The organism is Salinispora cortesiana, assembly GCF_000484695.1.
In the GTDB taxonomy this organism is placed as follows: domain Bacteria; phylum Actinomycetota; class Actinomycetes; order Mycobacteriales; family Micromonosporaceae; genus Micromonospora; species Micromonospora cortesiana.
Window position 1 is genome coordinate 33,837 of the sequence record NZ_AXVR01000008.1, and the last position, 11,841, is coordinate 45,677.

The following is an 11,841-nucleotide window of genomic DNA, read 5'->3' on the forward strand; positions in this document are numbered from 1 at the left end:
GAATTGAGGTGCTTTCTAGGAGGTGGCGAAGGGGCGGGTGGAACTCGGGTCCAGTCGGTTGGTGAGCTCTGGTCCGTGGGAGATCGCGCACCGCACGATGCTGCAGATTCGGTCGATGTCCGCCGCGGAGACCGCCGGTCCGGTCGGCAGGGCGAGAACCTGCTCCGCCAGGCGTTCGGTGTGCGGCAGGGAGACCGGACGCTGTGACCGGTAGGGCTCCAGCCGGTGACAGGCCGGGGAGAAGTAGCGCTGAGCGCCCGCATTCTCCGCTCGGAGTATCCGCATCACCAGGTCGCGATGGATACCGGTAGCCGCTTCGTCGATCTTGAGGATGACGTACTGCCAGTTTGGTTCCTGAGCCTCGTCGAAGTCGACGACAGCGAGGCCACCCAGTCCGCGCAGCGCAGCACAGTAGCGTGCGTGGTTGGCACGATTATGGCGCACCGTGGCAGTCAGTGCGTCCAGCGAGGTCAGTCCCATCGCCGCGGAGGCCTCGGTCATCTTGGCGTTGGTGCCGACCCCCAGGCTACGGCCGTCGGTGGTGATCCCAAAGGTACGGAGCGTGCGAAGCTCCCCGGCGAGGGCGTCGTCGTCGGTAGCCACGGCACCGCCCTCGAAGCAGTTGACCACCTTGGTGGCGTGGAAGCTGAACATCTCCGCACTACCGAAACCACCGATCCGGCGGCCCTGATGGCTGCATCCCAGTGCATGCGCCGCGTCGAAGACGAGCGTGAGGCCGTGCTCGGCGGCTACCTTCTCCAGCTCGCCCGCCGGGCTGGGCCGGCCCCAGAGGTGGACCCCGACGATGCCGGAGGTACGCGGGGTCAGTACCGTCTCCACCTGCTGCGGGTCGAGACACCCGGTCTCCGGATCGACGTCGGCGAAGACCGGCGTCAGCCCCAGCATCGAGGCGGCATGCGCAGTGGCCACGTAGGTCATTGCGGGCATGATCACCTCGCCGGTGAGCCCGGTGGCCTGGTAGAGCAGTTGCAGCGCCATGGTGCCGCTGCAGGTCGCCACGCAGTGCCGTACGCCCGCCAGCTCTGCGATGCGTTCTTCGAACTCTCTGACCAGGGCGCCGTTGGTGAGCCACTTGTTGTCCAGCGCGGTGTTCAGCCGCTCGAACAACCGCGACCGCTCTCCCACGCTGGGCGTTCCCACCTGCAACACCTGTGGGAACGTCGGAGTCCCGCCGAGGATGGCGAGATCAGCGACCGTGTCTTTCACGCGCGGGCCTCCAAAGCCGTACGACCTTCGGACGAGCACCGTCGCGCACCGTGCTCGTACCCCGGTGGAGCCCGGCTGGTGGCGTGTGCTGCCGGGTGCGGTGGATCTGCTCGACCGCCGTTCCAGTGGACCTCCACCCGGGGTCGGTTGCGTCCGGCGAGGCTCGCAGACATGAGAATCCTCGTGACCGGGGGAGCCGGCTTCGTCGGCTCGCAGTACGTACGCAACCTCCTTGACGGCGCCTATCAGGGTTACGAGGACGCGGAGATCACCGTCCTGGACCTCCTCACGTACGCGGGCCGCCGGGCGAACCTGCCGGTGGCGGACCGTCGGCTGACCTTTGTTCGGGGCGACATCGGTGACCGGAGCCTGCTTCTTGACCTGCTGCCGGGGCAGGACGCGGTCGTCCACTTCGCGGCCGAGAGCCACGTGGACCGGTCACTGCAGGACGCGTCGCCGTTCCTGACGACCAACGTGCTGGGTACCCAGACCCTGTTGGAGTGCTGCCTGCGGCTCGGCATTGAACGGATCGTGCAGGTCTCGACGGACGAGGTCTACGGCACCATCGCTGAAGGTTCCTGGACGGAGGAGCATCCGCTCCAGCCGAACTCCCCGTACGCCGCCTCGAAGGCCGCGGCCGATCTGCTCGCCCGCGCCTATCACCGCTCATACGGACTGCCGGTGGTGATCACTCGCTGCACCAACAACTATGGGCCGTACCAGCATGTGGAGAAGGTGATCCCGCGCTTCGTCACCAACCTGCTGACCGGCCAGTCGGTGCCGCTCTACGGTGACGGCCAGAATGTCCGGGAGTGGCTGCACGTCGCGGACCACTGCCGCGGGGTGCAGCTGGCGCTGGAGAAGGGTCGCGAGGGCCAGATCTACCACCTCGGTGGCGGAGTCGAGCTGACCAACCGAGAGCTCACCGCACTTATTGTGGAGCTCTGCGGGGCCAGCTGGGACGCGGTCCGGTTCGTGGCCGACCGGTTGGGACACGACCGGCGCTACTGCCTCGACGACCGCAAGGCCCGCCACGAGCTCGGCTATGCCCCACAGGTGTCGTTCGAGTCAGGACTGGCCGCGGTCGTGAACTGGTATCGCGACAACCGCCCCTGGTGGGCGGAGCGTACCCGCGGCACGCGACCAGACCGGGAAGATGTCGGCTCGAGCATGGCGGTGCCCCGGTGAGCGGCCCAAGGGTGGTGATCACGGGTCTCGGCGTCGTGGCGCCGGGTGGCGTGGGTACGAAGGCGTTCTGGCACCTGATCACCGCCGGCCGAACCGCGACCCGGCCGATCACCGCTTTCGACGCTGCCGCGTTCCGGTCGCGGATCGCTGCCGAGGTGGACTTCGAGGCGGCTCAGGCCGAACTGTCCCACCGGGAGCGTCGCCGACTGGACCGATCCGCCCAGTTCGCCTTGGTCGCGACGAGGGAGGCGTGCGTTGACAGTGGCCTGGAGCCGGACCGGTTCGATCCCACCCGGGTCGGCGTGAGTCTCGGCACTGCCGTCGGCGCCACCTGCAACCTTGAGTCCGAGTACCTCGCCCTCAGCGACACCGGTCGGGAGTGGATTCTGGACCACCGGTATGCCAGCCCACACCTCTACGACTACTTCATGCCCGGCTCGATGGCTGCGGAGATCGCCGCGGAGTGCAACGCCCAGGGCCCAGTCACCGTGGTCTCGGCGGGATGCACCTCTGGCCTGGACGCGGTCGGCCACGCGGCCGATCTGATCCGGGAGGGTGCCGCCGATGTGATGGTCACCGGCGGTACCGACGCGCCGATCTCTCCGATCACGGTCGCCTGTTTCGATGCCATTCGGGCAACCTCGCCGAGTAACGACGATGCCGCACACGCGTTGCGGCCCTTTGATCGCACCCGGAACGGCTTCGTCCTCGGCGAGGGCGCCGCCACGCTGGTGCTGGAGGCCGAGGAGCACGCCCGAGCCCGCGGCGCCCGGATCTATGCCGAGATCGCCGGCTTCGCCTCGCGGAGTAACGCCTACCATATGACCGGGCTGCGGCCCGACGGCGCCGAGATGGCCGCCGCCATCACCGCGGCCCTGGCCGAGAGCCGGCGCGCGCCCCAGTCCGTCGACTATGTCAACGCGCACGGCACCGCGACCAAACAGAACGACCGGCATGAGACCGCCGCGCTCAAACGGGCACTCGGTCCCCACGCGTACCGGACCCCGGTCAGCTCGATCAAATCTATGATTGGTCACTCGCTCGGGGCCATCGGCTCGATTGAGATCGCCGCCTGCGCCCTCGCCCTCGACCAGGGCGTCGTCCCGCCCACCGCGAACCTATGCGAGCCGGATCCCGAGCTCGACCTGGACTACGTCCCGCTGCACGCTCGGGAGCAGCGGCTCGACACGGTGTTGAGCGTCGGCAGCGGCTTCGGTGGTTTCCAGAGCGCGATCGTGCTCACCCGGTTGGGCCCGGCATGACCACAGCGGTGATCACCGGTATCGGCGTCCTGGCGCCGAACGGCGCCGGGACAGAGAACTTCTGGGCCGCGACGCTCCGCGGCGAATCCGGCATCGGCCCGATCCGCCGCTTCGACGCGCGGGGCTATCCGGCTCGACTGGGTGGCGAGATCGACGGCTTCGACCCGGTTGAGCACCTGCCCCGCCGGCTGCTACCGCAGACCGATCGGATGACCCAGCTCGCCCTCGCGGCGTCGGCGTGGGCGTTGGCCGACGCCGGGGTGGAGCCGGGCACCTACGACCCGGGCGGGACCGGGGTGGCGATGGCCGGGGCGTTCGGCGGCTTCGAGTACGGCCAGCGGGAGCTGGAGAACCTCTGGTGTTCCGGCCCGGAGCGCGTCAGTGTCTACATGTCGTTTGCGTGGTTCTACGCCGTCAACACCGGGCAGTTGTCCATCCGGCACGCCCTGCGCGGCCCGGCTGGCGTCGTCGTTGGTGACCAGGCCGGCGGACTGGACGCGGTCGCGCAGGCCCGGCGCAACATCCGCAAGGGGGCACGGCTGATGCTCTCCGGCGGCGTCGACAGCTCCTTCTGCCCGTATGGGTGGGTTGCCCGGATAAGCGACGGGGCGCTGAGCACCGACGAGGATCCGCGCACCGCCTACCTGCCCTTTGACCTCCGCGCCCGGGGACAGGTCCCCGGCGAGGGCGGTGCGGTCCTGGTGGTCGAGGAGGCCGCTGCGGCCCGTCGCCGCGGTACCCAGATCTACGGGGAGATCGCTGGGTACGCCGCGACGTTCGACGCCGCGGTCCGGCACGGCGGTGAGCGGGGTCTGGGCCGGGCGGTGGAGGCCGCTCTCGCCGACGCGGGGGTGACCGCCCGGGAGATCGGGGTGGTCTTCGCGGACGGTTCCGGCCGGCTGGCTGACGACCGTGCCGAGGCCGAGACCATCGCTGATGTCTTCGGTCCGCAAGGGGTGCCGGTCACCGTCCCGAAGACCATGACTGGACGGATGAGTTCCGGCGGCGCCCCGGCCGACCTCGCCGGCGCGTTGCTGGCGATGCGAGACGGGCTCATTCCGCCCACGGTCAACGTGCAGACGCCGGCCCCCGGCGCACGGCTGGATCTCGTCACCGGTGTTCCCCGGCCGTGGCAGCCGGGACCCGCCTTGGTGCTGGCCCGGGGCCGGGGCGGCTTCAACTCCGCCATGGTGCTCCGGCCTGGTGCCGCGGTTCCCGGCCGCACCGGAGAAGCCGGCGTCACCGGCCGTGCGGCGCCCACCCGCTCAGGAGGGAAACCGTCATGAAGCAGATGACACTGTCGGCCCTGGAACAGATCATGCATACCTGCGCGGGGGACGACGAGTCCACGGACTCGTTCCAACAGGCCCCCGAACGGCCCTTCGCCGACCTCGGCTACGACTCCCTCGCGCTACTGGAGACCCAGAGCGTGATCCGGCGCGAGTACGGCGTTGACCTCTCCGAGCAGGCGCTGAGTGAGGCGGAGACGCCGCAGCAGCTGGTTGACCTTGTGAACCGATGGCTGTCGGCCGCCTGACCGGCCCGCTGGCCCTGCTGATGCCGGGCCAGAGCGCCCAGTACCAGGGGATGGGTACCGGGCTGTACCGCGACGTCCCGGCGTTCGCGAGGGTCATGGACGAGCTGTTCCTGCTGATGGGGGCGGCAGGGGACGAGCTCCGCTCGGACTGGCTCGCCACTTCGCCCCGGGTGCCGATCGACCACGCCGACCGCTCCCAGCCGTTGCTCTTCGCCATCGACTATGCGCTCGGCCGGCTCCTGATGGACCGGGGGCTGCGGCCGACGGTTCTGCTCGGGCACAGCATCGGCGAGCTGGCCGCGGCGACCCTGGCCGGGATCTTCGATCCGGCCGGCGCGGTCCGGATCGTGCGGCATCGGGTCGGCCAGTTCGCCACGGTGCCGGCGGGCGGGATGGCCGCCGTCGCCGCATCCCGAGCGCAGGTGCAGCCCTACCTCCGGCCGGGGGTCGAAATCGGTGCGGTCAACGCGCCCCGGCAGACGGTGATCGCGGGCGCGGTCGAGCCACTGCGGACGACCTTGGACGCGCTCCGGCATGCGGGCTACACCTGGGCTCCGGTGCTGTCAACGGTGCCATTCCATAGCGAGTTGCTCCGCCCGGTGGTTGTCGCGGCCGGCCCGCTGCTGGCCAGTTTGCCGGCCCGGCCGCCACAGATACCCCTGGTTTCCGGGTACACCGCGGGCTACCTGACTGACGCCGAGGCACGGGACCCCGGGTACTGGGCGCGTCATCCGGTGGACCCGGTGCTGTTCTGGCCGGCCCTGACGACCCTGGCGGGGGCCGGGCCGCAGCTGTTGGTCGAGTGCGGCCCGGGTAATGGCCTGACGAGGATCGCGCGGCGGCTGCCACAGGTTCGCTCCGGGCACAGCGAGGTGCTGGCGCTGCTCGGCCCGCCGACGCACCCGTACCGGGAGGCCGAGCAGCTCGCCGCCGCCGCTGCCCGCCTCGGGATTTCCCCGCCCTGATCCGCCGCCGGAGCGGAGCCAGTGTTGCTTGACCGGACCGGGTGTGAGCTCGGGTCACCGGCGGGTGGTGACCACGTTCCGCCGGGCCCTGGCTTTCCGGAACACCAGCTACGGAGGGGCACGGCCCCCTCCAGAATCGTGGAGGCGAGATGGCGACCTACCAACCGGCCCCGTTCACCCAGGTCGGTCGCCCGGCGCTGGTTCGCGGCCCGGGCGACTGGTGGGGACGCGTCGAGTTGATTACCCCGGCGATGTGCGGCCCCAACTCGCTCTTCGTCGGGCAGCTCGGGGACTGGACGTGGGACGCGGTGGGCGCCGCCTGCCACCTCGACCCCTACTCTGCCGTGGATCCGGCCGGCAACCCGGTCTATCTCTCCTTCGCGTACTTCCGGGTTCAGGCCTGCCGGGAGCTGTCCGTGGAGCAGTTGACCTTCGGTGACCGGCTGCGGGTGCGTTCCAAGGTCCTCTCCTGCGGCGGTGATTCGGTGCTGACCGTGCATCAGATCAGCCGTTACGAGGGGGAATCCGGTGCGACGCCGAGCGGCACCGCTGCCAGTACGGACGACTTCTTCCGTTACGACACGCCCGACTGCCTGCACGTCGAGACGTTCAACCGGTGGATTCAGCGTTCCGGGGCGGGAACCAACCACGGGTTGCGGCGGGCCACGCCGGTTGGCTTCCGGGCGGATCACCTGGAGCAGATCGCCGACGAGTACACGCCGCGGCGAATCGTGTCGAGTGTTCGCCGGGCCGCCGGGTTCCGGTCAGTGGGGGAGCCACCGCCGCAGGTCCGCTTGGCGCTGACCTACCAGGTGAGCGCGAGCCGTGATCTCAACGGTGTCGGTCTGCTGTACTTCGCGTCGTACTTCTCGATTGTGGATTGGGCTGTCCTGCAGCTGTGGCGCTCTCTCGGTCGGTCGGTAGCGGGCTTTCTTCGCCGGCGGGTCCGGGACCGGCAGGTCTGCCTGGTCGCCAACGCCAACGCCGACGATCTGCTCGATGTCGAGGTCATGATGTACCGAGATGTTTCGGGGGAGGATGTGATTGATGTGAGCCTCCGCCGTGGTCAGGACGGCAGCCTGCTCGCCGTGGCGCGTCAGCGGATCACCCGGCCAGCCGACTGACGGCGGGCGGTCCCGCCGTCACGATCCGAGGTGTTCGTTGATGAACGCAACCAAGGTCTGGGGCGTGCGGACGTGCTCCAGGTCGTCTTCGGAGACCAGGACGCCGTAGTCGTGCTTGATTCGGCTGTGCGTCTCCAGCAGGGCCAGCGAGTCGTACCCCAGTTCGTCGAAAGGCTGGTCTGGGGCGTGCTCGAACGACTGCCAGTCCCCGTCCCAGACGTACTGGCGCATGAGGAGCTCGAGCTCCCGCAACGTGATCGGCGGCACGAACGACTCCTTCGCCTTGCGGTCGATGCGGCTGCCGGCGTCGGTGCCGCATCCGGACCGTTTCGGATCGCATCGTGTCGATCCTGCGGCCCCGACCTCCGGGGAGGCTCGAGGGTGAATCGAGCCTCGTCTCGGCGAGTCGGCGGCGAACTGCTGGACGGGGGCGTGGAGACTTTGCAGAATACGTGCGTGCGTGCTCAGCAGCCGAACCCGGACGAGGTCCGATTCCGCCTGCGTCATCTTGCGCGGCTGCGGCGAGTACGGGACCGGATCGACCGGGAGTACGCGCAGCCGCTAGACGTACAGGCGTTAGCCCGCGGGGTGAACATGTCGGCCGGGCATCTCAGTCGTGAGTTCCGCCTCGCCTACGGTGAGTCGCCCTACGCGTACCTGCTGACCCGCCGGGTGGAGCGGGCGATGGCGCTGCTGCGACGGGGCGACATGACCGTTACGGAGGTCTGCTTCGCGGTCGGGTCCTCCTCGCTGGGGACGTTCAGTACTCGGTTCACCGAACTGGTGGGCGTGCCCCCCAGCACGTACCGACGGATGGCGTCGGAGGCAACGGCGGGGATGCCGTCGTGCGTGTCGAAGCAGGTGACTCGGCCGGTGCGGAGCCGACCGAGGTCGACGGGGGAGCGGCAGCCGGCCTGAGACCGGGACGCCCCGAGCCCGGCTTGAGCGCTGCCGGAGCGTTGCCGGCCAGACTTCGGCCGCGTAGCCATCGGTCGGCTGGAAATCCTTGTTTGCCCGGCCTCCGGTCCAGTGGTGGCGGCGCCCGCCCATGGCATCCGGTCCGGCGGGACGGCACAGAGACATCCCGCGGTGAGGAGGGCTCAGGTGAAGGGCATCGTCCTGGCCGGCGGCTCGGGGACGCGGCTGCACCCGGTGACCCTGGCGCTGTCGAAACAGCTTTTGCCGGTCTACAACAAACCGATGATCTACTACCCCCTCTCGGTGCTCATGCTTACCGGAATCCGGGACATCCTGATCATTTCCACGCCACGGGACCTGCCGTTGTTCGAGCGGCTCCTCGGCGACGGTTCCCGGTTCGGCCTGTCGATCTCGTATGCCGCCCAGCCGGTTCCGCGGGGCCTGGCCGACGCCTTCATAATCGGCGCGGAGCACGTCGGCCCCGACCCAGTCGCCCTCATCCTGGGCGACAACATCTTCCACGGCTACCGGTTCTCGGAGCGGCTGCAGGCGGAGAGCCGGGACATCGACGGGTGTGTGTTGTTCGGCTATCCGGTCACCGATCCGCAGCGGTACGGGGTGGGGGAGACCGATGCGACGGGGCGGCTCATCTCCATCGAGGAGAAGCCACGCGCGCCCCGGTCGAATCGGGCGATCACCGGGTTGTACTTCTACGACAACGACGTGGTGGATATCGCCAAGAACGTTCGTCCGTCGGCGCGTAACGAGGTCGAGATCACCCGGGTCAACCAGGTCTACCTGGAGCGGGGTAAGGCGAGACTGGTCGATCTGGGTCGTGGGCTGGCCTGGCTGGACGCTGGCACCTATGACTCGCTGCTGCAGGCCAGTCACTACCTGCAGACCCTGGAGCAGCGGCAGGGCATCCATATCGCCTGTCTCGAGGAGGTGGCCCTGCGAATGGGTTTCATCGACGCCGAGGCCTGTCACGCTCTCGGTGCCGAGTTGGCGCATACCGACTACGGCCGGTACGTCCTGAACGTGGCCGCGGAAGCACGCTGAGCTTTTGTTGCTCCCGGCCGGCGGGGCCGGCGCGGTGCTGGTGGTCGGGGCTGTCTAATCATGCGGACCCCACGGACCGGTCGGGCGCGATGAGATTGACCAGGGCGGCGGTCAGTGCGATGGCGAAGAGCCCGACGATGACCAGAGTTGGTATGCGGAAGGCGGTCAGCCAGTCGCCCGTCCGGTCCAGGCTCGCGAAGAGAACCGTGCCGACGAGACCAACGCCCAGACCGCCACCGAAGGCCTGCCCGGTCTCGAGCATGCCGCCAGCGCTTCCGCCCTCGGTCCGTGGTACGGGAGTGAGGGCTACGGTCAGGTTCGGGGCGATCACCAGGCCCCCGGCCACCCCCGAGGTGATCAGTCCGCCGCCCAGCCCGGCCAGGAGCAGCGGCAGGGTGGCCGTGTGCGGGGAGTCCGGGCCGGGGAGAAAGACGTCGGCGACGAGCAGTGCGATGAGCCCGACCGCTGCGAGAAGCAACCCCGACACCACCAGTGGTCGGCCCAGCCGCCCCGCCTTGGACCCGGCGATCACCGAACTGATTGCGGCGCCCAGCGCCAGTGGGGTGAGCGCGACACCGGTCACCAACTCGTCATGTCCGAGCCCGTGTTGCAGATATTCTGACATTAGGTAGTAGATACCGTCATAGCCGGCGGTGTAGAAGACGGCGATGACCACTCCCGCAGAAAACGACCGGAACCGGAACAGCCTCATGTCGAACATCGGCACGCCGCGGCGGGCGTATCGCTTTTCCCAGCGCACGAACCCCATCAGTACCGCCACCCCGGTGGCTAGGAGCGTCCAGGTCAACCACGCCGGCCAGTGTTCACCCTGGGTCAGCCACACCAAGCCCAGCCCGACCATCAACAGGACGGCTCCCACCAGGTCCATTCGTGGCCGGTGGGCCCGCTCTGCAACCGGGAAGAACCGCCACCCGAGGATCGCGATGACGATCCCGGCCGGCACGCTGACCAGAAAGGCCCACCGCCAGCCCCATTCGGCACCCCCGACAGCGACCAGTCCGCCGCCAAGCACCGGACCGACTATCCGGGCGACGTTGATCCCCACGGAGACCGCTCCGAACGGCAGCCCCCGCTCCTGGGCGGGAAACATCCGTTGAATTGTTCCGAACACCTGGGCGAGTGCCAGCCCGATACCGACCCCTTGCACCAGGCGGGCGGCGATCAGCCACGCCTCATGCGACGCGAGAGCCGCGGCTCCGCTCGCCACGACGAACGCCGTCATGCCGGCCACGAAGATGTTGCGCCGGCCGTGTACGTCACCGAATCGGCCCGCGGGCACCAGCACCAGGCCGATCGCTAGGTAGAACGCCGAGACCAGCCACTGTTGGGTGCTCGAGTCCAACCCGAGCGTGGTACGGATCGTCGGCATCGCGATCACCACCAGGGCGATGTTGAGCCCCAGGATGAAGGTAACCAACGTGCTGACCGCCACTACCGGCATCCGCGGCACCGGACGACCCGATCCCGTCCGAAGCGACTGCTCCTCCTGCTGATGCTCCTCGGTCACGACAGGTGCTCCTCGGTCACGACAGGTGCTCCTCGGTCACGACAGGGCCACCGGGCAGGCTGCGAGAACCGTCATGTACCCACTAACGATCTGCGGTGAACGTGGCCGTGTAGAGAGAAGCGATCCGGGCCGGGACAACCCACCGGTGGTGGCGCGAATCCCGGTTGGCCCGGCCGCCGAGTCGGGTACCCCCGCACCGGCCGCCGCCGAATCGGGGTACCCGCCAGCGGCGAATGTCACCGGGGAGCGGGATCGGGTGCCGAGGCTGGGGCGGCGGCTGGCAACATCTGTGGTCTACCCCGAGGTGAGGAGGCCCACGGTGAGCGCCCAACATCCTGCCGCTGTCCTCTTCGACATGGACGGCACCCTGGTGGACAGCGAAAAGTTGTGGGACACCGCGCTGCACGAGCTGGCAGTCGCCTATGGCGGCGTGCTCTCCGCGGCCGCTCGCCGGGCCATGATCGGAACGAGCATGGCGGCCTCGATGCAGCTCCTGCACGACGACCTGGGCCAGTCGGAACGTGACCTGCAGGCCAGCGCGGCGTGGATCAACGCACGGATACTGGAGCTGTTCCGCAGCGGGCTGCAGTGGCGGCCGGGCGCGCTGACCCTGCTGCGTGCCGTCCGTGCCGCGCAGATCCCGACTGCCCTGGTCACCTCCAGCGCTCGGGCGTTGGTGGAGGTTGCCCTCGACACCCTGGGGCGGGACAGCTTCGACGTGGTGGTGTGCGGGGACGAGGTGGATTCGGCCAAACCACACCCGATGCCCTACCTGACCGCCGCCCGGGTGCTCGGTGTGCCGATCGGCCGGTGTGTGGCGATCGAGGACTCCCCGACCGGCGTGGCGAGTGCTCTCGCCGCGGGTGCGGCGGTCCTCGCGGTACCGGCAGAGGTGCCGGTGGAGCCCCGCGCCGACGTGCATCAGCTGGCGAGCCTGGCCGCGGCCGACCTGGAGCTCCTCGCGGCGCTGCTCGGGGACCGCTCTGCGAACGCGGCCTTCGGCGCTCGGTAGCGCGCGGCCGCTCCGGGGCCC

General features: G+C 69.2%; 12 protein-coding genes. 9 read left to right on the plus strand and 3 right to left on the minus strand.

The annotated features are described in order from the left end of the window. Positions 1-15 precede the first annotated feature (15 nt). Positions 16-1,227, minus strand: coding sequence for a DegT/DnrJ/EryC1/StrS family aminotransferase (locus K228_RS0106050; protein WP_025617615.1), 1,212 nt, complete (start codon positions 1,225-1,227; stop codon positions 16-18). 171 nt (positions 1,228-1,398) lie between these two features. On the opposite strand from K228_RS0106050, the gene rfbB reads away from it, so the two are divergent. From rfbB to K228_RS0106080, 6 genes are all read left to right on the plus strand, one after another. Further along, positions 1,399-2,415: a dTDP-glucose 4,6-dehydratase gene (gene rfbB / locus K228_RS0106055; protein ID WP_025617616.1), complete on the plus strand. Its 1,017-nt coding sequence runs from the start codon at positions 1,399-1,401 to the stop codon at positions 2,413-2,415. Further along, positions 2,343-3,677: a beta-ketoacyl-[acyl-carrier-protein] synthase family protein gene (locus K228_RS0106060; RefSeq protein WP_033776564.1), complete on the plus strand. Its 1,335-nt coding sequence runs from the start codon at positions 2,343-2,345 to the stop codon at positions 3,675-3,677. Before rfbB ends, K228_RS0106060 begins: the two co-directional genes overlap by 73 nt. After that, the gene (locus tag K228_RS25375; RefSeq protein ID WP_155251559.1) at positions 3,674-4,963 is read left to right on the plus strand and encodes a ketosynthase chain-length factor; all 1,290 of its coding nucleotides are present in this window, start codon (positions 3,674-3,676) and stop codon (positions 4,961-4,963) included. The genes K228_RS0106060 and K228_RS25375 overlap by 4 nt, the downstream gene beginning before the upstream one ends. Positions 4,964-4,968: 5 nt before the next feature. Next, positions 4,969-5,214 carry a phosphopantetheine-binding protein gene (locus tag K228_RS0106070; protein ID WP_025617618.1) on the plus strand — a complete coding sequence of 82 codons (246 nt, stop codon included), beginning with the start codon at positions 4,969-4,971 and terminating at the stop codon, positions 5,212-5,214. Further along, positions 5,196-6,179 carry an acyltransferase domain-containing protein gene (locus K228_RS0106075; protein WP_025617619.1) on the plus strand — a complete coding sequence of 328 codons (984 nt, stop codon included), beginning with the start codon at positions 5,196-5,198 and terminating at the stop codon, positions 6,177-6,179. The genes K228_RS0106070 and K228_RS0106075 overlap by 19 nt, the downstream gene beginning before the upstream one ends. 149 nt (positions 6,180-6,328) lie before the next feature. Then, positions 6,329-7,303 (plus strand): LnmK family bifunctional acyltransferase/decarboxylase, encoded by a 975-nt coding sequence (locus K228_RS0106080; protein ID WP_025617620.1) that lies wholly within the window; start codon positions 6,329-6,331, stop codon positions 7,301-7,303. An 18-nt stretch (positions 7,304-7,321) separates the two neighbouring features. On the opposite strand, the gene K228_RS0106085 is transcribed toward K228_RS0106080, so the two are convergent. Then, positions 7,322-7,570 (minus strand): acyl carrier protein, encoded by a 249-nt coding sequence (locus K228_RS0106085; protein ID WP_025617621.1) that lies wholly within the window; start codon positions 7,568-7,570, stop codon positions 7,322-7,324. 189 nt (positions 7,571-7,759) lie between these two features. On the opposite strand from K228_RS0106085, the gene K228_RS0106090 reads away from it, so the two are divergent. Further along, complete coding sequence (locus K228_RS0106090) at positions 7,760-8,221, plus strand: helix-turn-helix transcriptional regulator (RefSeq protein WP_025617622.1); 462 nt, start codon at positions 7,760-7,762, stop codon at positions 8,219-8,221. Positions 8,222-8,407: 186 nt separating this feature from the next. Further along, a complete protein-coding gene (rfbA, locus tag K228_RS0106095; protein ID WP_025617623.1) occupies positions 8,408-9,280 on the plus strand; it encodes a glucose-1-phosphate thymidylyltransferase RfbA in 873 nt (290 codons plus the stop codon). Positions 9,281-9,338: 58 nt separating this feature from the next. Here the strand turns inward: rfbA and K228_RS0106100 are convergent, their stop codons facing one another. Further along, positions 9,339-10,742 carry an MFS transporter gene (locus K228_RS0106100; protein ID WP_029723384.1) on the minus strand — a complete coding sequence of 468 codons (1,404 nt, stop codon included), beginning with the start codon at positions 10,740-10,742 and terminating at the stop codon, positions 9,339-9,341. A 385-nt stretch (positions 10,743-11,127) separates the two neighbouring features. Here K228_RS0106100 and K228_RS0106105 point away from each other — a divergent pair, with 385 nt between their 5' ends. Then, positions 11,128-11,820: an HAD family hydrolase gene (locus K228_RS0106105; protein ID WP_281171564.1), complete on the plus strand. Its 693-nt coding sequence runs from the start codon at positions 11,128-11,130 to the stop codon at positions 11,818-11,820. Positions 11,821-11,841 lie beyond the last annotated feature (21 nt).